Here is a 21547-nt window from a genome sequence, read left to right on the forward strand (position 1 = left end):
CGGTCTCCCCGGCGAGCCTGCGGTCCTCGGATGCCGTGCGTTCAGTCGAGCAGGCCGGCCGCGAGCAGCTCCACGAAGCCGATGTCCTCGTTCGCCACGCCGAAAACCTCGGCACGCAGCAGGGTCCGCTCGGCCCAGGCCCGATGCGGCTTCACCTCGTTCATCTTGTTCGTGTACGCCGACCTCAGCACACCCCCGCCGCCGCGCTCGGGGCGCAGGATGTCCTGGGCGTCCGAGAACTCCTCGTGGCTGACGACCGACAGGGCGTGCACGGGCAGCACGTGCGAGGGGTGGATGCAGGTCTTGCCCAGCAGCCCGTTGGCCTGGTCCAGGGAGATCTCCCTGAGCAGGCCGTCCATGGCGTGCTCAATCAGCTTCTCGCGCAGCTCCGCGGCCTGCACCTCAAGGAAGGGGCTCTGCCGCAGCAGCGGCTTGAACATGCGCTCCTGGACCCGGAAGTACTCCCACACCGGCCCGGTCACGGTGAAGCCGGTCCCGTCGGCGCGGCCCAGCATGTTCACCACGTCGGCGATCACCGAGGCGACGATCTGCACGTCGTAGGCCGTCATGTCGGGGCCTCTGCGCAGCCCGTAGGAGGAGCAGAAGTCCGTCACGCCGAGGCGCAGGGCGAGGACGCGGTCGCGGTACTTGTCGACCGCCCGGGAGATGCCCTCCAGGGTCGCCACGCGCGACTCGCGGTAGAGCAGCTCCGGCGACTCCAGTACCGGCATGGCGAAAAGCCGCCGGCCTCCTTCGGCCTCGGCGCTCGCCAGTGCCTCCAGGAAGGGGATGCCGCGTTCCTCGGTGAACTTCGGCAGGACGAATCCGGACAGCAGCCGGGCGGCGGGCCCGAGGCGTCGTACCAGGTCGGGGATCTGCTCGGGGACGCGGACCCGGATGAAAAGCAGCGGCAGGTCCGCGCCCGGGCGGTCGGCGAGGGCCGTGAGCTGGCGGACGAGGTTCTCCTCGCCCGGGCCGACCTCCGCGTCGTCGATCGAGTCCTCCAGGCACAGGACCATGGAGACCACGCCGCGACCGGCCTGCTTGAGGATGTCGTCGGCGAGGCGGGTCCGGGTGGCCGGGCTGTAGAGCGTGGCGCCGAGGGCGGCCGAGAGCAGCCGGGCCGGTGAATCCCCGGTGAACGTACCCGGCTCGCGGTAGAAGAGACGCTTCCGCACCTCAGGGGCGATGTGCCCGAAATGCCGCATAGAACTCCCCCGTGGTGGTTGTGCGACCTGCGAATCGTCGAAAGGTGGCCGGTAATAGTACGTAGAAGTCCATGGCAGAGGTTCCCGTCAGGCATGAATTTCAGGTAACGCGGGCAAGCACAGCCGGGCCCGGCCATGACGACGGTAGTCCGTGGGGGCCGTCGGCGCCGCTCGGGCACCTCGGGCCCCGCGTTGTCGTGAGCAGGACCGAGAAGGCAGGATGACCGCATGACGCACGCGATGCTGAAGGGGTCGAACGTCCCACTGGAAGCCACCACGGTGCGCGCCGTGCTGCGCTGGACACCCGGGCAGGGGGTTCCGGACGTCGACGCCTCCGCGCTGCTCCTCGGCCCCGACGGTCACGTGCGCTCCGACGAGGACTTTGTTTTCTACAACCAGCCCCGGCACCCCTCCGGGAAGGTGTGGCGGCTCGGCAAGAAGCGGGTCGCCGAGGACCTGACCGACACGATCCAGACAGATCTCGCCGGTGTCGAGTCGGGAGTCAGCCGGATTCTGCTGGTCGCTTCGGCGGACGGCGTCACGTTCGACCGCGTACGGGCGCTGCGCATTCTGCTGTACGACGCGGCGGGCACCGGCGCGGAGGCTCTGGCGTACTTCGACGTCAAGCCGGAGACGGGCCAGGAGACCGCGCTGATCTGCGGCGAGCTGTACCGGCGCGGTGAGGGCTGGAAGTTCCGGGCGCTGGGCGAGGGCTATTCGAACGGGCTTCAGGGGCTCGCGACCGACTACGGCATCTCGGTGGACGAGTCCGAGGCGATGGAGGAGTCGGCCGGGCAGCCGGCGACCGCCGACCCGGCACCGTCCACGACCTCCGCCACGACCCAGCAGCCCCCGGCCGCCGCCCAGCCCTCCCCCGAGGTGTCCCGGCCGCTGCCGCCGGAGCAGCCGACCGTGGTGCCCGCGCAGCCCGGGTACGGCTATCCGCCGCCCCAGCAGCCCCCTGCGACCCAGCCGGCGTACGGCTACCCGCAGCCCACCAGCCAGCCCGCGTACGGCTACCCCCAGGCACCGGCGACCGCGGGCGTCACGGGCGCGCAGTCCGGCTACGGCTACCCGGAGCCGGTCGCGGCCGCGGCCCCCGACCCGGACTTCCGCCTGCCCCCGCAGGGCCCGCAGTTCATCGGACGCTAGGCAGGAGCAGCCCTCGGGGGTGTCCGCCCAGGGGGTGCCCGTCTAGCGCTCGACCTTCGTCTTGTAGCCCCGCCCCCACTGGAGCCCCCACCCGTACAACCGGTCCAGCTCGGCCTGGAACCCGTAGACGAACTTCACCTCGCGGCGCACGATGATCTCGTTCTTGACCTTTTCGATCATGACGACGGCGCAGGAGCGGGCCTGCGGCTGGCGTTCGTCGAGGTGGATCTCGATGCGGGGGCCGTTGCTCGGGTAGAGCGTGACGATGGCCTGGGCGCGGTCGAAGGCGGGTGTCTGGTCGTAGATGTAGACGAAGACCAGGAGCCGCTTGATGTCGTCACGGTGGTCGAGGTTGATGTACATCGTCTCGCCGGACGCGGAGCCGAAGCGGTCGTCGCCGCTGAGCTTGACGTACGGCGGAGCGTTGACCTCACCGAAGTAGCCCCCGAGGGGCTGGACGACGCCCTTGCTGCCGTCCTGGAGTTCGTACAGACAGCCCAGGTCGAGGTCGACGTTGACCACGCTCTGGCTGTGGCCGATGACCTCCGGCGGTTTCAGGGCCCTGAAGGGGTGCCGCAGCAGGCTCTCGCGCTGCGGGCCGCCGATGTCGGAGGTGCGCATCCGCCAGCTCAGGTTGACCCGGAGATGGCCGGTGGCCGCGTCCTGTTTGGTGAGTGATATCTGCGCGCGCCGCTTGGTCAGTTCGATCGCGTTGGTTGCCGCGTGCCCCGAGTCGAACTGCACATCGCGCCCACGCCGGAGTCCGTCGAACAGGCCCATTCCGCCCCCACGTTCCCTTGGTGACCGCGGGTCCTCGCCGTACCCACGGCCCTTGACGACCGACGGGGCGGCCCCGAGGAGTCGCCTCGGTGGCCGCCCCGCACAGAGCGTTCCTCGCCCGGAGGGGTGTCACACCCCGGACGAGACCTCAGTCTTCTCGTCCGAGCCGGCTTTTCCCTCGGCCGCGGCGATCGCCTTGTTGCGGCGCACGGAGGACCAGAAGGAGGCGGCGATCAGGACGACGCCGATGAGGCCGGTGATGATCTCGTTGATCTGGTACTGGATGGTGACGAGCAGGAGCACGGCGAGGGCGCCGATCGCGTAGTGCGCGCCGTGCTCCAGGTAGACGTAGTCGTCGAGGGTGCCCTGGCGGACCAGGTAGACGGTCAGCGACCGGACGTACATGGCGCCGATGCCGAGGCCGAGGGCCATCAGGACGATGTCGTTGGTGATGGCGAAGGCGCCGATGACGCCGTCGAAGGAGAAGGACGCGTCCAGGACCTCGAGGTAGAGGAACATGAAGAAGGCGGCCTTGCCGGCCAGCTGGACCGCCGAGCGGGGCTTGCCGGTGCGCTCGGCCTCTTCCTCCGCCTCGTGCTCGCGTTCCTCCTCCTCTTCGAGCTTGTCCTCGAAGTAGCCGGAGAGACCGCCGACGATCATGTAGGTGATCAGACCGGCGATACCGGCGAGCAGGACGGTCTCCGCCTTGTCGACGTGGGTGCCGCCGTGCTGGTGGGCGTGGGTGGCGACGGTCATCGCCGAGATCAGCAGGACGATCAGCGCGATGCACACCGACAGCATGTCGACCTTGCCGAGCTTGGCCAGCGGGCGCTCCAGCCACCCGAGCCACTTGATGTCCCGGTCCTCGAAGATGAAGTCCAGGAAGATCATCAGCAGGAACATGCCACCGAAGGCGGCGATCGACGGGTGAGCGTCGGTCACCAGCTGCTGGTAGCGGTCCTTGTCGTTCAGGGCGAGTTCGACGGCCTTGATCGGGCCCAGCTGGGCGCTGATGGCGACGATCACGACGGGGAAGACCAGACGCATACCGAAGACGGCGATCAGAATGCCGACCGTGAGGAAGATCTTCTGCCAGAAGGCATTCATCTTCTTCAGGATCCCGGCGTTGACCACCGCGTTGTCGAAGGACAGCGAGATCTCGAGGACGGAGAGGATCGCGACGATGCCGAGCGCGGTCCACCCGCCGAACAGGACCGCCGCGACCAGGCCGAGCGCGGTGACCGCGAACGACCACCCGAAGGTTTTCAGAACCACTGGCTACCCAATCGTGTGTGTACGGGGCTCCCCCGCGCCGTACCCGGCTTTACGAACTTTTGAAGCCGAAGTCTAGTCGTCCCCCCTTCGCACCCCACCGGGCCCCGGATTTTGCTCATATCGCGTTACGTGACGTTGACCCCGAAGTCCAGTGCGATGCCCCGCAGCCCCGACGCGTACCCCTGCCCGACGGCCCTGAACTTCCATTCGCCCTGGTAGCGATAGACCTCGCCGAAGATCATCGCGGTCTCCGTGGAGGCGTCCTCGCTGAGGTCGTAGCGGGCGAGTTCCTGGCCGTCCGCCTGGTTCACCACGCGGATGAAGGCATTGCTGACCTGGCCGAAGGTCTGGTTCCGCTCGTCGGCCATGTGGATGGAGACAGGAAAGACGATCTTGTCGCACTGGGGCGGCACCTTGGAGAGGTCGATCAGGAGCGACTCGTCGTCGCCGTCGCCCTCGCCGGTGAGGTTGTCACCGGTGTGCTCCACGGAACCGTCCGGGCTCTTGAGCTGGTTGTAGAACACGAACCACTCGTCCCCGAGCACGCGCCCGCCGCTGCACAGCAGCGCGCTGGCGTCGAGGTCGAACGGGGCTCCGGTGGTGGAGCGCGCGTCCCAGCCGAGCCCGATCATCACCTGAGTGAGGTTCGGTGCGGCCTTGGACAGGGAGACGTTGCCCCCTTTGGCGAGCGTGACGCCCATGATGCTGTCCCTCCCCGGGTGGTGTTTCTCAGGTGGTCCTGCACGTCCGGCGCCGCACGTAAACCGTGCGGCGCCGGACAGGAAGACCTGGGGGCCCTGTCGTCAGGGCCCTTCGGATGGCTCAGACGTTCACGCCGAAGTCCTGCGCGATGCCGCGCAGGCCCGAGGCGTAGCCCTGGCCGATGGCGCGGAACTTCCACTCCGCGCCGTGCCGGTAGAGCTCACCGAAGACCATGGCGGTCTCGGTGGAGGCGTCCTCGCTCAGGTCGTAGCGGGCGATCTCGGTGCCGCCGGCCTGGTTCACGACGCGGATGAACGCGTTGCGCACCTGGCCGAACGACTGCTGGCGGGTCTCGGCGTCGTAGATCGAGACCGGGAAGACGATCTTCTCGACGTCGGCCGGCACCGTGGCGAGGTTGACCTTGATCTGCTCGTCGTCTCCCTCGCCCTCACCGGTGAGGTTGTCGCCGGTGTGCTCGACGGAGCCGTCGGGGCTCTTGAGGTTGTTGAAGAAGACGAAGTGCGCGTCGCTGGCGACCTTGCCGGAGTTGTTCAGCAGCAGCGCGCTGGCGTCCAGGTCGAAGTCGGTGCCGGTCGTGGTGCGGACGTCCCACCCCAGACCGACGATGACCGCGGTCAGGCCCGGCGCCTCCTTGGTCAGCGATACGTTGCCGCCCTTGCTGAGGCTGACTCCCACGAGTCCTCCATTGGTGTCCGGGGGCGGGATGCCCCGTTGTGCTCGGATGTCGGATCAACGAGTCGATCCTAGTGACGGGTTCCCGCCCCACGCAGGCCCTGAAGCCGACAAATCAGCGGGTGTCGAGCGCATGACGCCCGACCGGCGTCACAGGGTGTCGAGCGCCTTCACGTAGTCGTTCAGGTCGCGCGCGTCCGGCAGGCCGTTGACGACCGTCCAGCGCACGACGCCCTCCTTGTCGATGACGAAGGTGCCGCGCACGGCGCAGCCCTTGTCCTCGTCGAAGACGCCGTAGGCGCGCGAGACGTTGCCGTGCGGCCAGAAGTCCGACAGCAGCGGGTACTCCAGGCCCTCCTGCTCGGCGAAGACGCGCAGGGTGTGGATGGAGTCGTTGGAGACGGCGAGCAGTTGGGTGTCGCGGTCGGAGAACTGCGGCAGGTTGTCCCGCAGCTCGCACAGCTCGCCCGTGCACACGCCGGTGAAGGCGAAGGGGTAGAAGAGGAGCACCACGTTCTTCCGACCGCGGAAGTCGGACAGCTTCACGCTCGCGCCGTGGTTGTCCTTGAGCTCGAAGTCGGGGGCCTTCTCGCCGACCTGGATCGCCATCGCTGTGGGTGTCCCTTCGTGGGGCTTGTCGAATGGGCCCCACCCTACGCAGGGACCGGCGCAGACCGGTGGGCGGGCCGACGATGCCGGCCCGCCCCGTCCGTACGGCTGACGTGTGGACGTGCCGTACGGCTAACGCTTCGACTTGGCGGCTTTGGGCGTCGCCAGCCGGCTGCCGCTCCAGTCCTTGCCGACGCTGACGCTCTTGGACGCCGTCAGACCCGCCGTGGTGGCGGCTTCCGAGATGTCGCTCGGCTCCACATAGCCCGAACGGCCGGTCTTCGGCGTGAGGAGCAGGATCGCGCCGCCCTCTTCGATGTACGTGGTGGCATCGACCAGCGCATCCGTCAGGTCGCCGTCGTCGTCACGGAACCACAGCACAACGGCGTCGGCCACGTCGTCGTAGTCCTCGTCCACCAGGTCGCCCTCGACGATGCCTTCAATGGCCTCGCGGAGTTCCTGGTCCACGTCGTCGTCGTAGCCGATCTCCTGGACCACCTGCCCGGGCTGGAACCCCAGCCTGGCGGCAGGGTTCGTCCGCTCCTCCGCGTGGTCCGCGGTCGCGCTCACGGGTTGCCTCCTGATCATTTCTTGGGATGTCGGTACCCCCTGCTCCTGTGAGCTCGGGGGAATCTCAGCCACGCGCGTGCGCGAAGCATTGGCCGTAGTCCACACGGGCGGGGCGGATCGCGCAAGTACCCGGCCGTTCAGACCGCCGAAACGGTGACGATCCTGGCGGTGTCACCGCAACTCCAGGCACACCATCATGGCCCGAGGTGACGCACACCACACCTTTCTGCCCTGTTTGGGCGTTTGGGAATCGTCTGGGGGTACGAGACTCGAAGGTATTCACCCCATACGTCACGGAGCCGGCCCCACGCCCGGGTTACCGATGGGTAGAGATGACGTTTACGGCCCCGAGGTGGACCATGGGGAGCGGCGCGGCCCAAGCGACAACGCCCGGCGACGACAGCGAAACAGCGGCCCTCGCAGGCCCTCTGACAGGTAAGGAACAGCGTGGCTTCCGCATCCGATCGCAACCCGATCATCATTGGCGGCCTTCCGAGTCAGGTTCCTGACTTTGATCCCGAAGAGACGCAGGAGTGGCTCGACTCCCTCGACGCCGCCGTCGACGAGCGCGGCCGGGAGCGCGCCCGTTATCTGATGCTGCGGCTGATCGAGCGGGCCCGTGAGAAGCGCGTGGCCGTGCCGGAGATGCGCAGCACGGACTACGTCAACACCATCCCCACCAAGAGCGAGCCGTTCTTCCCGGGCAACGAGGAGATCGAGCGGAAGATCCTCAACGCCACCCGGTGGAACGCGGCGGTGATGGTCTCCCGGGCCCAGCGCCCCGGCATCGGCGTGGGCGGCCACATCGCCACGTTCGCGTCCTCCGCCTCCCTGTACGACGTCGGCTTCAACCACTTCTTCCGCGGCAAGGACGAGGGTGACGGCGGCGACCAGGTCTTCTTCCAGGGGCACGCCTCGCCGGGCATCTACGCCCGCGCCTTCCTGCTGGACCGGCTCAGCGAGCAACACCTGGACGGCTTCCGCCAGGAGAAGTCGAAGGCGCCGTACGGCCTGTCGTCGTATCCGCACCCGCGGCTCATGCCGGACTTCTGGGAGTTCCCGACGGTCTCGATGGGCCTCGGCCCGATCGGCGCGATCTACCAGGCGCGGATGAACCGCTACATGCACGCGCGCGGGATCGCCGACACCTCGAAGTCGCACGTGTGGGCGTTCCTCGGCGACGGCGAGATGGACGAGCCGGAGTCGCTGGGCCAGCTGTCCATCGCCGCCCGCGAGGGCCTGGACAACCTCACGTTCGTCGTCAACTGCAACCTGCAGCGCCTCGACGGCCCGGTGCGCGGCAACGGCAAGATCATCCAGGAGCTGGAGTCGATCTTCCGTGGTGCCGGGTGGAACGTGATCAAGCTGGTCTGGGACCGCACCTGGGACCCGCTGCTCGCCCAGGACCGCGACGGCGTACTGGTCAACAAGATGAACACCACGCCGGACGGGCAGTTCCAGACGTACGCCACGGAGACCGGCGCGTACATCCGCGACCACTTCTTCGGCGACGACCACCGCCTGCGCGCCATGGTCGAGGGCATGACCGACGACCAGATCCTGCACCTGGGGCGCGGCGGTCACGACCACAAGAAGATCTTCGCGGCGTACAAGGCGGCCGTGGAGCACAAGGGCCAGCCGACGGTGATCCTCGCCAAGACGATCAAGGGCTGGACGCTGGGCCCGAACTTCGAGGGCCGCAACGCCACGCACCAGATGAAGAAGCTGACGGTCGACGACCTCAAGCGCTTCCGCGACCGCCTGCACCTGCCGATCTCGGACAAGGAGCTGGAGTCCGGCGCCCCGCCGTACTACCACCCGGGCCGGGACTCGGAGGAGATCCAGTACATGCACGACCGCCGCAAGGGCTGCGGCGGTTACGTCCCGACACGTGTCGTACGGTCCAAGCCGCTGCCGCTGCCCGAGGACAAGACGTACGCGACCGTGAAGAAGGGCTCGGGCCAGCAGTCGATCGCCACGACGATGGCCTTCGTACGCCTGCTCAAGGACCTCATGCGGGACAAGGAGATCGGCAAGCGGTTCGTGCTGATCGCGCCGGACGAGTACCGCACGTTCGGCATGGACTCGTTCTTCCCGAGCGCGAAGATCTACAACCCGCTCGGCCAGCAGTACGAGTCGGTCGACCGTGATCTGCTGCTCGCCTACAAGGAGGCGCCGAACGGCCAGATGCTGCACGACGGCATCTCGGAGGCGGGCTGCACGGCGTCCCTGATCGCCGCCGGCTCCGCCTACGCGACCCACGGCGAGCCGCTGATCCCGGTCTACGTCTTCTACTCGATGTTCGGCTTCCAGCGCACCGGCGACCAGTTCTGGCAGATGTCCGACCAGCTGGCCCGCGGTTTCGTCCTGGGCGCGACCGCCGGCCGGACGACTCTGACCGGCGAGGGCCTCCAGCACGCCGACGGCCACTCCCAGCTGCTGGCCTCCACGAACCCCGGCTGCGTGGCGTACGACCCGGCGTTCGGCTTCGAGATCGCGCACATCGTGCAGGACGGCCTGCGCCGGATGTACGGCGGCTCCGAGGAGCACCCGCACGGCGAGGACGTCTTCTACTACCTGACCGTCTACAACGAGCCGATCCAGCACCCGGCCGAGCCCGAGAACGTGGACGTCGAGGGCATCCTCAAGGGCGTCTACCGCTTCAGCGAGGGCACGGGCGGCTCGATCCCGGCGCAGATCATGGCGTCGGGTGTCGCGGTGCCGTGGGCGGTCGAGGCGCAGAAGATCCTCGCCGAGGAGTGGAACGTCAAGGCCGACGTCTGGTCGGCGACCTCCTGGAACGAGCTGCGGCGCGAGGCCGTGGCCTGCGAGGAGCACAACCTGCTGCACCCCGAGGAGGAGCAGCGGGTGCCGTACGTGACGCGGAAGCTGGCGGGCGCGGAGGGCCCGGTCGTGGCCGTGTCCGACTGGATGCGGTCGGTCCCGGACCAGATCGCGCGCTGGGTGCCGCAGACGTACCAGTCGCTCGGCGCGGACGGTTTCGGGTTCGCGGACACGCGGGGCGCGGCCCGCCGCTTCTTCCACATCGACGCGCAGTCGATCGTGGTGGGGGTGCTGACCGAGCTGGCCCGTGAGGGCAAGGTCGACCGGTCGGTGCTCAAGCAGGCCATCGACCGGTACCAGCTGCTCGACGTGTCGGCGGCCGATCCGGGGGTCGCGGGCGGCGACGCCTGACACGCCAGGCCCTGTCAAGGGGTGGTGAGCCTCACGGGTACACCGTGGGCACACCACCCCTTCACCTTTTCTACGATTCGGCCATGCATCAGAAGTCGGCCCAACTCCGTTGGGAACAGCACACGCAGCGGCCGTTGTTCGGCCTGGCCCTGGCCTTCGCCGTCGCCTATGCGGTGCCGATCGTCCGGCCCGACGCGAGCCGGGACGTGGTGGACGTGTGCACGGCCGTCGAGTGGGTGGTGTGGGGTGCGTTCGCGCTCGACTACGGCATACGGCTCGCGCTCGCCGAGCAGCGGCTGGTGTTCGTACGGACGCACTGGCTCGACCTGGGCGCGGTGTTGCTGCCGATGTTTCAGCCGATGCGGTTGCTGCGGATGGTGTCGACGCTGCTGCTGGTCGGGCAGCGGGCGCGGATGGCCTCGCAGATAAGGCTCACGACGTATGTCGTGGGTGCGGTGGTCGGGCTGCTGATGTTCGGGTCGCTGGCGGTGCTGTCGGTGGAGCGGGACTCGCCGGACGGGAACATCCGGACGCTGGGTGATGCGGTGTGGTGGTCGTTCACGACGATGACGACCGTGGGGTACGGGGATCATGCGCCGACGACCGGGCTGGGGCGGATGCTGGCGGTCGGGCTGATGCTGTCCGGGATCGCTCTGCTGGGTGTGGTGACGGCGAACATCGCGGCGTGGTTCATCGCGCGGTTCGAGAAGGACGATGTGGAGGAGCGGCGGCAGACGGAGGCGATCCGGGAGTTGACGGAGGAGGTTCGGGCGTTGCGGGGGGAAGTGGCGGCGTTGAAGGGGACGTCCGTTGAGTGAGGTCTTCTCGGCAACGTGACGGTTGCGGTGTGTGACGGGGTGCGGGTGCCCGCTCGCGGCCTACTTCTGCGGTGCCAGGGTGCGCAGGACGCAGAACTCGTTGCCCTCGGGGTCTGCCATGACCACCCAGTTTCGGTCTGAGCCCTGGCCCACATCCGTCTTGGTGGCGCCGAGGCCGAGCAATCTGGTCACCTCGTTCTCGGTGCTGGCGTCGATCGGGCTGACGTCGAGGTGAAGCCGGTTCTTCACGGTCTTGCCCTCGGGTACCTGGATGAACAGCAGGGTGGCTGGCATCTGGCGGGCCCGAACATCCTCGACGGTCGGCACCCAGGAGCCGATCTCGACCTTGCCCTCGCTCCGGTCGATCACCTTGAAGTCCAGGACCTCGCACCAGAAGGCCGCGAGCCTCTCCGGATCGTGGCAGTCAACGGCCAACTCGGTGAACCTACTTGTCATGACTCTCCCAGATAGTGCGGACGGGGCTCAGAGTATTGGCTGGGCCTCCCGTCCGGCAGATCCGCGATCTTCCTGACTGACCAGGGCCGTCAGACGGGTTTGATCCGGCATCAGATACGCGAGAAGCCCCTGGTAGGAACATGTCTGCGAAGATCACGTCCCAGAATCCAGAGGCTTCACGCGTTGACCGGTATCACCTACACCGCAACACTCGACGTCGGCAGGGAGACCGCCGAGACTCTCGCCCGGCTCTTGCGCGAGCACCGCGAACGGCTCGGCACCCGCAAGGGGACCCGCGCTCTGGGCGTCTTCAAGCAGGGTGTCCTGGTGCTGCGGTGGTTCGTCGACGGGACCCGGCTGGCCCAACTCGCCCGGGACAACAGGGTTTCGGTACCCACCGCATACCGCTACTTGCACGAGGGGCTGACCGTGCTCGCCGACCACGCCCCGGATCTGTCCACCGCGCTGGATCGGGCGGCGGCCGCCGGCCACACCCATCTCAACCTGGACGGCACCGTCATCCGTACCGACCGCGTCGCCGCCCCCGGCCCCAACGGCGCCGACCTGTGGTGGTCCGGGAAGCACAAGCACCACTGCGGCAACGTCCAAGTCATCTCCGCCCCCGACGGCTGGCCGATCTGGGTCTCCCCGGTCCGCCCCGGCCGCGAGCACGACACCACCTGCGCCCGCACCCACGGCTTGGTCGACGCCCTCAACCGGCTCGCCTCCACCCTGGACATTCTCACCCTGACCGACCTCGGCTACGAGAACGCCGACGACGGCTTCCGCCACCCGGTCAAGAAGCCCAAGGGAGGCGAACTCGACGACGCACGGCAGACGTTCAACTCGGTCATCCGAGGCGTCCACGCGGTCGCCGAGCGGGCCAACGCCCTGCTCAAGGTCACCTTCAAGGCCCTGCGCCGAGTCAGCCTCGACCCCAGAGGCATCACCCGGATCGCCCGAGCCGCCCTCGTCCTGCTCCATCTGGAGCACGGCCGAACCACCTGAACGAAAATCACGAACCGTCACGAGACGTTACCGAGAAGGGTTCAGTGACGCCCGTTGACTAGTGCTCGGGGTTCGTGCCCGGGGCGGGTGGGTGCGCAGCTCGGTGCGGCGAGGTGCCGCTGCGCCCGCCCGTGCCGCCCTGGGGTACCTCCCAGGCCCTTGAGGCACTGAGGGAGGCACGATTGCCCGCAGCTGAGCGGCTCGAGACTGCCCGCAGCTTGGGCATGAGAAGGGCCCCCGGCTTGGCCGCCGGAGGCCTTCCTCGGATGCCCGGGTCAGAAGAGCATGCCGTTGCCCGGGGTTGTCGCTCCGGCCAGCCAGATGATGGCCAGGAGCGTGTCGATGGCACCCAGGACCAGGGCGACCACGGCCGTGGCCGGGCGGGAGCCCGCCCACGTGCGGCCCATGGCGAGCCAGCCGCAGACGATCGCCACGGGGCCGAGGATGATCCCCAGCACGAAGAATCCGGCGACCGCGCAGATGACTCCGATGATTCCGAGCGTCGCGCGATCCGGCCCGGTCCGTGACCACGTCCGGCCACGTGAGCGGGGGTACCTGCGCGATCCGTGTCCGAAGCTCGCCATCATCAACTCCCGTAAACCCTCAGTCGGTTGGGGTTCGGTTCGGGTACGACATGACGAGTACCCCCAAACGAGGCCTCAATCCCGCTGCTTGCGCGCTGCCCCCCTCCGGCAGCGCGCCGCAGCGTCCGCCCTCCAGGCACTGCGGAGGACTTGACCCACTGTGACCTGCGATGCCCGCCGGAGGGGAGGGGGCGGCGGTCTTGTTCACCCTGATAGGCGAACACCGGGAAGAAGACCGTCAGATGTGCGCCGCGCCCGCGCCGGCGCCCGCGTTCTCACCGCGCTTGGTGAGGAACGCCACCAGCACCGCCACCACGGCAACGCCGGCGGCCACCAGGGAGGCCGCGCTCATGCCGGAGATGAACGTGTCGTGCGCGACGCCCGTGATCTTCGCGGCGATCGCGTCCGGCGTCCCCGGCGCCACCGGCGGGACACCGACCTGGACCGCCTCGGACGCCTGGTGCTCCTGCTCCGGCGTGAGCGGCGGGAGGCCCGCCTTCGTCCAGTTGCCCGCGAGGTCGCTGTTGACCTTGGAGGCCATCACGGCGCCCAGCACGGCCGTACCGAGGCTGCCGCCGATCTGCATGGCGGCCTGCTGGAGACCGCCCGCCACGCCTGACAGCTCCATCGGGGCGTTGCCGACGATGACTTCGGTCGCGCCGACCATGACCGGCGCGAGGCCGAGGCCGAGCAGGGCGAACCAGAGCGACATGATGCCGCTGCCGGTGTCCGTCTCCAGCGTCGACATCCCGTACATGGCGATCGCGGTGAGCGCCATACCGCCCGCGAGCGGGACGCGGGGGCCGAACTTGGTGATCATCGCGCCGGCGAGCGGCGAGCCGACGATCATCATGCCGGTGAGCGGCAGCAGGTGCAGACCCGCGTCGACCGGGCCCATGCCGTGCACGTTCTGGAGGTAGAACGTCACGAAGAACAGACCGCCCATGAAGGCGATGGCCATCAGGACCATCAGCACGACACCCGCGGACAGCGCCACGGAGCGGAACAGCGCGAGCGGGATCAGCGGCTCCTTGACCTTCGTCTCCCAGAAGGCGAACAGCGCGAAGCCCAGTACGGAGGCGCCGAGGAACGCCAGCGTCTTGGCGTCGCCCCAGCCCCACTCGGACGGCGGGGCCTTGATGAGCGCCCACACCAGGCAGAACACGGAGGTCGACAGCAGGGCGATGCCCAGGATGTCGAAGGAGCGCGGGGCGTTCTCGGCGCGGTGGTCGAGCAGGATCAGCACGCCGAGGACGACGGCGAGGACACCGACCGGCACGTTGATGAAGAACACCGACTGCCAGTTGACGTGCTCGACGAGCACGCCGCCGAGGATCGGGCCGCCGGCGGTGGACGCGCCGATGACCATGCCCCAGATGCCGATCGCCATGTTGAGCTTCTCGGCCGGGAAGGTGGCCCGCAGCAGGCCGAGCGCGGCCGGCATCAGCAGCGCACCGAAGAGACCTTGCAGGACGCGGAAGGTGACGACCAGCGCGATGCTGTCGGACAGACCGATGGCCCCCGAGGCGGCGGCGAAGCCGACGACGCCGATGATGAAGGTCTGCCGGTGACCGAAGCGGTCGCCGAGCTTGCCCGCGGTGATCAGGGAGACCGCGAGGGCGAGGAAGTATCCGTTGGTGATCCACTGGACCTGGGCGAAGGTGGCGCCCAGGTCCTTCTGTATCGCGGGGTTGGCTATGGCCACGATGGTGCCGTCGAGGGCCACCATCATGACCCCCACTGCGACGGTGATGAGGGTGAGCCACGGGTGCCCTCGCAGCCCCTTGCCCGGCGTCGCGTCCGACGGCGTCGCCGGCGTGTTGCCCCCCGACCCCGTCGTGTCGATGGTGGTCTGACTAGTCATGCTTCGAGGCTAATGACAGCCACTGACAATTGACAAACCAATTCACAAGTCGGTAACTGACACGTCACCTTCCCTATAGCCTGAACTGGGCAAACACCGAAGAGAGGCACCTCTTGAACCTGCGCGAACGCAAGAAACAGCGCACCCGGGACGCGCTGCTGCGGGCCGCCCTGGAACTGTTCGCCACGCGCGGGTACGAGGAGACGACCGTCGACGACATCGCCGCCGCCGTCGACGTCTCGCAGCGCACCTTCTTCCGCTACTTCGCGGGCAAGGAGGAGACGGCGTTCTACGTGCCGCGGCTCGCGGAGAACCAGGTCGTCGAGGCCGTACGGGTCCGCCCGCCGGACGAGGCCCCGCTGGAGGCGCTGCGCCGGGCCGTACTGGAGAGCTGGGACACGATCAACGAGACGATCGAGGAGATCGTGCCGGTCGAGCTCCACATGCGCGTCTACCGGGTGATCGAGTCGACGCCCGCGCTGCTCGCCGCCCATCTGCGGCGGGCGGCGGAGTTGGAGGAGGAACTCGCGCGCATCATCGCCGAGCGCGAGGGGCTCGACGTGGACGCGGATCCGCGGCCCAGAATCGTCGTGGCCCTCTTCGGCGGAGTGATTCGTGTCACCGAGCGCCTGTGGTCCGCGGGGGACGACCTCACGCTCGAAGGAATGCGCCAACTCACCGCCACCTACCTGGATCAGGTGGGCCCCGCCCTGGCCGGGAACTGGCGTACAGAGCAGTCCCCTTAGCACATCCACCGAAACGTGATCCCGGTCACTTGGTTAACGCGAGACCCTCTCGTTCTCCTAGTGTGTCCTTTCAGTGACTTCCTTCGACACCACCCCGCAGCTGAACGTCTGGCGCGCACTGCTCGCTCTGGCCGTCGTGTTCGTGATGCTGGCGACCACCGGCTGGACGGCCCTGCGCAACCAGCGGGGCGACACGCCGCTCCAGGCCTCGCTCTCCGCCTGGGAGCACGGCCGGATCGGCGGTCACCGGCTGCCGGACCCGCAGTCCCAGCCGACGAAGCTGGCCCGTTTCTTCACCTCGCTCACCGAGCGGGACCGCGCGAGCCTGGTCCGCAAGTACCCGCTCGCGGTCGGCAACATGAACGGCGCCCCCGTCGAACTGCGCTACCGCGCCAATCGCGTCGCGCTCGGCCAGGCACGCAAGGTCGAGCGGGAACGCATGCACGACAGCCGTCTCACCCCGTCCGGCAAGCGCGAGGCCGCCCGCCGGATGCACCGCTTCGACGACCTCATGGAGAAGGGCCGCCACATCCTCGCCTTCGATCCCGAGGGTTCGGGGCGGGTGGCGGAGGTCTTCGGCGACCTGCGCGAGGCGGACCGGGTCTCGGTCGTCGTGCCCGGCGTGGACACCGACCTGCTCACCTTCCAGCGCACCCAGCGCAAGTACGCGGCGCCCGTCGGCATGGCCGAGTCCCTGTATGCGGCCGAGCGGACGGCGAGCCCCTCGACCCGTACGGCCGTGATCGCCTGGGCCGACTACACGGCGCCCAGCGGACTCGGCATCGACTCGGCCACGGCGATGCGCGCCGAGGAGGGAGCCGTACGGCTGAACGCGCTGGTGCGGGCCCTGCCGGGCGGCTCGCCGGTCTCGCTGTTCTGCCACAGCTACGGCTCCGTCGTGTGCGGGGTCGCCGCGCGCTCGCTGCCGGGCCGGGTGTCCGACATCGCGGTGGCCGGCAGCCCCGGCATGCGCGCGGAGAAGGCCGCCCAGCTGCACACCACCGCCCGGGTGTGGGCGATGCGGGACGCCGACGACTGGATCCAGGACGTGCCGTACCTGGAACTCGGCGGGCTGGGCCACGGAGCTGACCCGGTGTCCGCCGGGTTCGGTGCGCGGGTGCTGTCGGCGCAGGGTGCGAAGGGTCACGCCGGCTACTTCGAGCCGGGTACGGCAAGTCTGATGAATTTCGCAGAGATCGGCGTCGGCGCATACCGCTCGGTGCACTGCGCGCACGAAGACGGCGTCTGCCGGACCGGTTTGTCCGGCACGGCTGCGGCCTGACGCGCGTAGAGGCGAAGAAACTGCGGTCTGCTCGGGAGGGGGACGGAGGAGCGCGTGCCGCATACGATGAGCCGCATGGGTGACGTACTGGCCGGATTTCATGCCGCCTGGGAGTTCGAGTCCGACTCCGTGCTCATCCGTTACGAGCGGGGGATCCGAACACCCAAGCTCTTCCAGGCGCTGGGGGAACGTCGTGTGCCCCTGGACGCCATCGCCGGGGTGACACTGACCCGCGGGAAGCGCGGCACGGTGGTGCTGCGCGTCGAGCCGCGGCCCGGTGCGGATCCGTTGATGGAGGCCGCCGCCGGACAGCTCAAGGACAGCGGCGATCCCTACCGGCTGGTGCTGCCCGCCGAGCGGGAGGTCCTCGCGGAGTACTACGCCGACGAGTTGCGGTCGCTGCTGACGGAGTCGGAGTCGGGGCCGGCGGAGCGGTTCCTCGTGGAGCCGCCGAAGGGGCCGTTGTCCTTCAAGGCGTACGACGGGAAGGCCTCCTTCGACGGGCGGACGGTGAACTTCCGGTGGTTCTGGACGGGGGCGTCGTCGGCGAAGTGGAAGGCCGGCGACCAGAGTTTTCCCGTCGGGGAGCTGAACGGGGTGGAGTGGCGGTCGCCCGAGGTCTTCGAGGGGCATCTGCGGTTGTTGCGGCGCGGCGAGTCGGGGGCCGGGGCTGCTGCGCAGGCCGACCAGGATCCTGCCGCGGTGGTGTTCGGGCTGGGGTACGGGCCTGTGCATGAGTCACTGCCGTTCGCTGCGGCGGTGTTGGCGGCCGTGCGGGCGTCGAGTCCGGTGGCGGCGGTGTCCGCGGCGGGGCCGCGGCGTGATCCTGCGGATATCGCCGAGCGGATTCGGCACCTTGGTGAACTGCATCAGGCCGGGTTGGTGACCGATGAGGAGTTTTCGGTCAAAAAGGCTGAGTTGTTGGCGGAGCTTTAGCGTCTGCCAGGTTCTCGCCCTGGGCGGGCGCGGGTTGTGCGTGGTTGATCGCGCACACGCGGCGGAGCCGCAAATCGACACAGCCCCGCGCCCCTTGAGTCCCTCTTACTCACGTCCGGCCGAAGTGAACGCCATGTCCGCGTAGCGGTTGCCTGCTACCTGGGCCGCTATGCCGTTCAGCAGGTCCAGTTGTTCGTCCGTCAGGACGATCCTGGTCGCTGCCGTGTTCTCCTCCACCCTGGACGGATTGCGGGTGCCGGGGATCGGGATCACCGGGAGGTTGTGGATCGTCGCCTGCTGCTGGACCCAGGCCAGGGCGATCTGGCCGAGGGAGGCGCCGTGGGAGTCGGCCACCGAGCGGATCAGCTCCAGCAGGGAGGCGTTGGCCGTCGCGTTGTCCCCGGTGAAACGGGGCTGCTGGCGGCGGAAGTCGCCCGGCGTCAGGTCCTGCTCGGCGTTGGTGAAGGAGCCGGTCAGGAAGCCGCGGCCGAGCGGGGAGTAGGGGACCAGGGCCACGCCCAGGTCGCGGGCCGCGGGGACCACCTTCGGCTCGATGTCACGGCTGAACAGCGACCACTCCGACTGCACGGCCGCGATCGGGTGCACCGCGTGGGCGGCGCGGAGTTCGTCCGCCGTCACCTCGCTCAGGCCCAGGTGCTTGACCTTGCCCTCGCGGACCAGGTCGGCCATGGTGCCGACGCTCTCCTCGATCGGCACGTTCACATCGCGCCGGTGCATGTAGTAGAGGTCGATGACGTCGACGTCGAGGCGCTTCAGGCTCTCCTCGACGGCCTGGCGGATGTAGGGCGGGTCGTTGCGGACGATGCGGCGCGTCGGGTCGTCCGGGGGGATCGACAGGGCGAACTTGGTCGCGATGACGACCTCGTCGCGGTGTGCCTTGAAGAACGGCGACAGGAACCGCTCGTTCTCGCCGGCGCCGTACGCGTCGGCCGTGTCGTACAGGGTGACGCCCAGTTCGAGCGCCCGTTCGAGGGTGGCCCGGGACGCGTCCGCGTCCGAGGGGCCGTAGCCGAAGCTCATGCCCATGCAGCCGAGGCCCTGGACGCCCACCTCCGGGCCGTTGTCGCCGAGCTTCGCCGTCGTGATCCTGCCGTCCGTCATCGGGACCTCTCCGACGCCAGGGCCCGCCCGGCGTCCGCGTAGAAACTGATCTTCCGGTCGAGCACGGCGAGCGTGCCCCGGAGTTCGTCGATCCTGGCCAGCACGTCCTCGCGGGTCGTCTTCAGCAGATCGAAGCGCTCGCCGTAGGTGTGGTCGCCCTCACGCACGAGTTCCGCGTACCTGACCATGTCGGCGACCGGCATACCCGTCAGGCGGAGCTTGCCGACGAGGTCGAGCCAGTCGAGGTCGCGGTTGGTGTAGCGCCGCTGGCCGGTGTGGGACCGGTCGATGTGCGGCATCAGGCCGATGCGCTCGTACCAGCGCAGGGTGTGCGCCGTCAGGCCGGTCAGGGCGACGACCTCACTGATCGTGTAGCGGTCCTCGCCGTCCGGACGCCGGTTCTGCTGGGGCGGGCCGGCGCAGCTGTCGGTCCTGGTACCCGTGGTCTCCATCACCGTCATGACCCCAACGCTAGAACCTTGGAGTGCACTCCAAGCAAGCGCCGACGGTAAGAAATCGGCAGGACGCTTCTTGATCCGGCTGGTTAGCGTAGGGCGTCATGAGTGCCGTACGCCGCGCCCTGCCCGAGGACGCCGAGGAAGTCCTCCGCCTGCGCCAGATCATGATCAACTCGATGTTCGGTGACCCCTCCGCCGCCTGGCACGGGGAGTCGCTCCCCACACTGAGGGCCAAACTGGGCGAGGAGGACGGGGACTTCACGGCGTTCGTCGTGGACCACCCGGAGCGGCCGGGGGCGCTGGCGTCGCTGGTGGCCGGGACGATCGACTACCGCATCGGGAAGTCGGGCGAGCCGCGGGGCATGGTCGGTTTCGTCTTCAGTGTCGCCACCGACCCGTCCGCCCGGCGCCGTGGATATGCGCGCGCGTGCATGACGACGCTGCTGGAGTGGTTCCGCGAGCGCGGCGCCCGGCGCGTGCAGCTCACCGCCTCACCGGAGGCCGAGCCGCTGTACGTCTCCCTCGGTTTCCGGCCCAAGCCCGACCCCTTGCTGGAGCTGACGCTCTGAGCGCATAGGCTCGAACGCATGTCGCTGAAGAGCCTCGCGTTGATCGAGAACTGGCCGGTTCCCACCGCCGCGGCGGGTGTCGTACGGGCGGACGGCACCGTGCTGGGCACCCACGGACCGGCCGGACAGCGGTTCCCGCTCGCGTCAGTGACCAAGCCGCTCGCCGCCTACGCGGTGCTCGTCGCCTACGAGGAGGGGGCCGTCGAACTCGACGAGCCCGCCGGTCCCGCCGGGTCGACGGTCCGGCACCTGCTCGCGCACACCTCGGGCCTCGCCTTCGACGAGCACAAGGTCACGGCCCGGCCCGGCGAACGGCGGCTGTACTCCAACGCCGGCTTCGAGCAACTCGGCGACCACGTCGCGAAGGCGACCGACATCCCGTTCGGGGAGTACCTGCGGCAGGCCGTGCTGGAGCCCCTGGGGATGACCTCGACGACCCTGGACGGCTCTCCGGCCAAGGACGGCGTGTCCACGGTCGAGGACCTGCTGCGGTTCGCGGCCGAGGTGCAGGCCCCGCGCCTGCTGGACCCCCGTACGGTCGCCGAGGCGATGACCGTGCACTACCCGGGCACGAAGGGCGTCCTGCCGGGGTACGGGCACCAGAACCCCAACGACTGGGGTCTCGGCTTCGAGATCCGCGACTCCAAGTCGCCGCACTGGACGGGCTCTTCGTCCTCGCCCCGCACCTTCGGGCATTTCGGGCAGTCGGGTACGTTCCTGTGGATCGACCCCGACGCGCGGGCCGCGTGCGTCGCGCTGACGGACCGGGCGTTCGGGCCCTGGGCGATCGAGGCGTGGCCGCCGTTCACGGACGCGGTGCTGGCCGGCCTCTAGGTCAGGTTCATTTCCCAGACGAGCAGCTCCGCCTCCGTCACGCCCTCGGCCTCCAGGCCCTTCGCGTCGGTGATCCGGGCCGCGTCGCCGGTGCCCAGCGTCTCGCCGTCCAGGCGCACCTCCCCGCGTACGACGTGCACGTACGCGTACGCCGCGTCCGGTACCGCCGTCCGCTCCCCCGCCCCCAGGCGCCGTACGTGCAGCATCGCACCGGCCTCCGGGACGGCGTAGGGCGTCGAGTCGGCGATGCCGTGGACGACCTCGTAGTACGGGTCACCGCCGGGCCGGAGCGGGGCCAGCCACATCTGGACGAAGGTCAGGGGGCCGGGGCCGTCGTTGCGCTCCACGTGCCGCACCCCGCCCGCCGAACTCAGCCGCTGCACGTCCCCGTGGCGCACCACCGACTCGTGCCCGGTGGAGTCCCGGTGCGTCAGCTCGCCCTCCACGACCCACGTCACGATCTCGGTGTGGCTGTGCGGATGCTCGTCGAAGCCGGCGCCGGGTGCCAGGCGCTCCTCGTTGCAGGCGATCACCGCGCCGAAACGGAGGTTGTCCGGGTCGTAGTGCGGCCCGAAGGAGAAGGCGTGCCGGCTCTCGATTCCGGCCGCCGGGTCACCGCCCCGGTAGCGCTCTTCGGCGCGCCGAATGTCCATCACGGAGTCCACCGTAGACCCGCCGACGCACCC

Annotated in this window: 22 protein-coding genes; 9 read left to right on the top strand and 13 right to left on the bottom strand. The window is 69.0% G+C overall.

Going from position 1 to position 21547, the window contains the following annotated elements; all coding sequences use genetic code 11:
* Positions 1-41: 41 nt before the first annotated feature.
* A complete protein-coding gene (locus QF034_RS11920) occupies positions 42-1208 on the bottom strand; it encodes an HpcH/HpaI aldolase/citrate lyase family protein (protein ID WP_307174920.1) in 1167 nt (388 codons plus the stop codon).
* 228 nt (positions 1209-1436) lie between these two features.
* Here QF034_RS11920 and QF034_RS11925 point away from each other — a divergent pair, with 228 nt between their 5' ends.
* Complete coding sequence (locus tag QF034_RS11925) at positions 1437-2360, top strand: TerD family protein (protein ID WP_307174921.1); 924 nt, start codon at positions 1437-1439, stop codon at positions 2358-2360.
* Positions 2361-2402: 42 nt separating this feature from the next.
* On the opposite strand, the gene QF034_RS11930 is transcribed toward QF034_RS11925, so the two are convergent.
* The 6 genes from QF034_RS11930 to QF034_RS11955 form a co-directional block, all read right to left on the bottom strand.
* Positions 2403-3140, bottom strand: a complete 738-nt coding sequence (locus QF034_RS11930) for a TerD family protein (RefSeq protein ID WP_307174922.1) — start codon at positions 3138-3140, stop codon at positions 2403-2405.
* A gap of 129 nt (positions 3141-3269) precedes the next feature.
* Positions 3270-4415 carry a DUF475 domain-containing protein gene (locus QF034_RS11935; RefSeq protein ID WP_307174923.1) on the bottom strand — a complete coding sequence of 382 codons (1146 nt, stop codon included), beginning with the start codon at positions 4413-4415 and terminating at the stop codon, positions 3270-3272.
* 125 nt (positions 4416-4540) lie between these two features.
* Positions 4541-5116 (bottom strand): TerD family protein, encoded by a 576-nt coding sequence (locus tag QF034_RS11940; RefSeq protein WP_306967201.1) that lies wholly within the window; start codon positions 5114-5116, stop codon positions 4541-4543.
* A 121-nt stretch (positions 5117-5237) separates the two neighbouring features.
* Positions 5238-5813 carry a calcium homeostasis/redox stress adaptation protein gene (locus QF034_RS11945; protein WP_307174924.1) on the bottom strand — a complete coding sequence of 192 codons (576 nt, stop codon included), beginning with the start codon at positions 5811-5813 and terminating at the stop codon, positions 5238-5240.
* Positions 5814-5960: 147 nt separating this feature from the next.
* Positions 5961-6419 (bottom strand): peroxiredoxin, encoded by a 459-nt coding sequence (locus QF034_RS11950; protein WP_010048511.1) that lies wholly within the window; start codon positions 6417-6419, stop codon positions 5961-5963.
* 132 nt (positions 6420-6551) lie between these two features.
* On the bottom strand, positions 6552-6989 hold the full coding sequence (locus tag QF034_RS11955) for a DUF3052 domain-containing protein (protein ID WP_010048512.1): 438 nt from the start codon (positions 6987-6989) through the stop codon (positions 6552-6554).
* Between the two features lie 447 nt (positions 6990-7436).
* On the opposite strand from QF034_RS11955, the gene aceE reads away from it, so the two are divergent.
* Together aceE and QF034_RS11965 are read left to right on the top strand one after the other, a co-directional pair.
* Positions 7437-10184 carry a pyruvate dehydrogenase (acetyl-transferring), homodimeric type gene (aceE, locus tag QF034_RS11960; protein WP_307174925.1) on the top strand — a complete coding sequence of 916 codons (2748 nt, stop codon included), beginning with the start codon at positions 7437-7439 and terminating at the stop codon, positions 10182-10184.
* Positions 10185-10267: 83 nt separating this feature from the next.
* Positions 10268-11002: a potassium channel family protein gene (locus QF034_RS11965; protein ID WP_307174926.1), complete on the top strand. Its 735-nt coding sequence runs from the start codon at positions 10268-10270 to the stop codon at positions 11000-11002.
* A 60-nt stretch (positions 11003-11062) separates the two neighbouring features.
* Here QF034_RS11965 and QF034_RS11970 read toward each other — a convergent pair whose 3' ends face one another.
* On the bottom strand, positions 11063-11458 hold the full coding sequence (locus QF034_RS11970) for a VOC family protein (RefSeq protein ID WP_307174927.1): 396 nt from the start codon (positions 11456-11458) through the stop codon (positions 11063-11065).
* Positions 11459-11641: 183 nt separating this feature from the next.
* Between QF034_RS11970 and QF034_RS11975 the strand changes: the two genes are divergently transcribed.
* Positions 11642-12466 carry an HARBI1 family protein gene (locus QF034_RS11975; protein ID WP_370880785.1) on the top strand — a complete coding sequence of 275 codons (825 nt, stop codon included), beginning with the start codon at positions 11642-11644 and terminating at the stop codon, positions 12464-12466.
* Positions 12467-12741: 275 nt separating this feature from the next.
* On the opposite strand, the gene QF034_RS11980 is transcribed toward QF034_RS11975, so the two are convergent.
* Both QF034_RS11980 and QF034_RS11985 read right to left on the bottom strand, forming a co-directional pair.
* Positions 12742-13053 (bottom strand): small hydrophobic protein, encoded by a 312-nt coding sequence (locus QF034_RS11980; RefSeq protein WP_307174928.1) that lies wholly within the window; start codon positions 13051-13053, stop codon positions 12742-12744.
* A 235-nt stretch (positions 13054-13288) separates the two neighbouring features.
* Entirely contained in the window at positions 13289-14914 is a 1626-nt protein-coding gene (locus tag QF034_RS11985; protein WP_307174929.1) for an MFS transporter, read from the bottom strand.
* A gap of 113 nt (positions 14915-15027) precedes the next feature.
* Between QF034_RS11985 and QF034_RS11990 the strand changes: the two genes are divergently transcribed.
* The 3 genes from QF034_RS11990 to QF034_RS12000 all read left to right on the top strand — a co-directional run bounded on the left by QF034_RS11990 (position 15028) and on the right by QF034_RS12000 (position 17878).
* On the top strand, positions 15028-15660 hold the full coding sequence (locus QF034_RS11990) for a TetR family transcriptional regulator (protein WP_307174930.1): 633 nt from the start codon (positions 15028-15030) through the stop codon (positions 15658-15660).
* Between the two features lie 73 nt (positions 15661-15733).
* Entirely contained in the window at positions 15734-16942 is a 1209-nt protein-coding gene (locus QF034_RS11995) for an alpha/beta hydrolase family protein (protein WP_307174931.1), read from the top strand.
* A 66-nt stretch (positions 16943-17008) separates the two neighbouring features.
* The gene (locus QF034_RS12000; protein WP_307179859.1) at positions 17009-17878 is read left to right on the top strand and encodes a DUF4429 domain-containing protein; all 870 of its coding nucleotides are present in this window, start codon (positions 17009-17011) and stop codon (positions 17876-17878) included.
* Between the two features lie 105 nt (positions 17879-17983).
* Here QF034_RS12000 and QF034_RS12005 read toward each other — a convergent pair whose 3' ends face one another.
* Positions 17984-19000: an aldo/keto reductase gene (locus QF034_RS12005; RefSeq protein ID WP_307174932.1), complete on the bottom strand. Its 1017-nt coding sequence runs from the start codon at positions 18998-19000 to the stop codon at positions 17984-17986.
* Positions 18997-19461, bottom strand: coding sequence for a MerR family transcriptional regulator (locus tag QF034_RS12010; RefSeq protein ID WP_307174933.1), 465 nt, complete (start codon positions 19459-19461; stop codon positions 18997-18999). The genes QF034_RS12005 and QF034_RS12010 overlap by 4 nt, the downstream gene beginning before the upstream one ends.
* Before the next feature lie 98 nt (positions 19462-19559).
* On the opposite strand from QF034_RS12010, the gene QF034_RS12015 reads away from it, so the two are divergent.
* A complete protein-coding gene (locus QF034_RS12015) occupies positions 19560-20027 on the top strand; it encodes a GNAT family N-acetyltransferase (protein ID WP_307174934.1) in 468 nt (155 codons plus the stop codon).
* 18 nt (positions 20028-20045) lie between these two features.
* Positions 20046-20861 carry a serine hydrolase domain-containing protein gene (locus tag QF034_RS12020; RefSeq protein WP_307174935.1) on the top strand — a complete coding sequence of 272 codons (816 nt, stop codon included), beginning with the start codon at positions 20046-20048 and terminating at the stop codon, positions 20859-20861.
* On the opposite strand, the gene QF034_RS12025 is transcribed toward QF034_RS12020, so the two are convergent.
* Positions 20858-21514 (bottom strand): pirin family protein, encoded by a 657-nt coding sequence (locus tag QF034_RS12025; RefSeq protein ID WP_307179860.1) that lies wholly within the window; start codon positions 21512-21514, stop codon positions 20858-20860. The two genes, QF034_RS12020 and QF034_RS12025, sit on opposite strands and share 4 nt — an antisense overlap.
* Positions 21515-21547 lie beyond the last annotated feature (33 nt).

The sequence above is a fragment of the Streptomyces africanus genome (assembly GCF_030816955.1).
Lineage (GTDB): Bacteria > Actinomycetota > Actinomycetes > Streptomycetales > Streptomycetaceae > Streptomyces > Streptomyces africanus.

What these genes read in the sequence shown, in the direction of transcription:
- QF034_RS11920 (WP_307174920.1), bottom strand. Translation starts at nt 1,208, where the DNA reads ATGCGGCATTTCGGGCACATCGCCCCTGAGGTGCGGAAGCGTCTCTTC.
- QF034_RS11925 (WP_307174921.1), top strand. Translation starts at nt 1,437, where the DNA reads ATGACGCACGCGATGCTGAAGGGGTCGAACGTCCCACTGGAAGCCACC.
- QF034_RS11930 (WP_307174922.1), bottom strand. Translation starts at nt 3,140, where the DNA reads ATGGGCCTGTTCGACGGACTCCGGCGTGGGCGCGATGTGCAGTTCGAC.
- QF034_RS11940 (WP_306967201.1), bottom strand. Translation starts at nt 5,116, where the DNA reads ATGGGCGTCACGCTCGCCAAAGGGGGCAACGTCTCCCTGTCCAAGGCC.
- QF034_RS11950 (WP_010048511.1), bottom strand. Translation starts at nt 6,419, where the DNA reads ATGGCGATCCAGGTCGGCGAGAAGGCCCCCGACTTCGAGCTCAAGGAC.
- QF034_RS11965 (WP_307174926.1), top strand. Translation starts at nt 10,268, where the DNA reads ATGCATCAGAAGTCGGCCCAACTCCGTTGGGAACAGCACACGCAGCGG.
- QF034_RS11970 (WP_307174927.1), bottom strand. Translation starts at nt 11,458, where the DNA reads ATGACAAGTAGGTTCACCGAGTTGGCCGTTGACTGCCACGATCCGGAG.
- QF034_RS11980 (WP_307174928.1), bottom strand. Translation starts at nt 13,053, where the DNA reads ATGATGGCGAGCTTCGGACACGGATCGCGCAGGTACCCCCGCTCACGT.
- QF034_RS11985 (WP_307174929.1), bottom strand. Translation starts at nt 14,914, where the DNA reads ATGACTAGTCAGACCACCATCGACACGACGGGGTCGGGGGGCAACACG.
- QF034_RS12000 (WP_307179859.1), top strand. Translation starts at nt 17,009, where the DNA reads ATGAGCCGCATGGGTGACGTACTGGCCGGATTTCATGCCGCCTGGGAG.
- QF034_RS12005 (WP_307174932.1), bottom strand. Translation starts at nt 19,000, where the DNA reads ATGACGGACGGCAGGATCACGACGGCGAAGCTCGGCGACAACGGCCCG.
- QF034_RS12010 (WP_307174933.1), bottom strand. Translation starts at nt 19,461, where the DNA reads ATGACGGTGATGGAGACCACGGGTACCAGGACCGACAGCTGCGCCGGC.
- QF034_RS12015 (WP_307174934.1), top strand. Translation starts at nt 19,560, where the DNA reads ATGAGTGCCGTACGCCGCGCCCTGCCCGAGGACGCCGAGGAAGTCCTC.
- QF034_RS12020 (WP_307174935.1), top strand. Translation starts at nt 20,046, where the DNA reads ATGTCGCTGAAGAGCCTCGCGTTGATCGAGAACTGGCCGGTTCCCACC.
- QF034_RS12025 (WP_307179860.1), bottom strand. Translation starts at nt 21,514, where the DNA reads ATGGACATTCGGCGCGCCGAAGAGCGCTACCGGGGCGGTGACCCGGCG.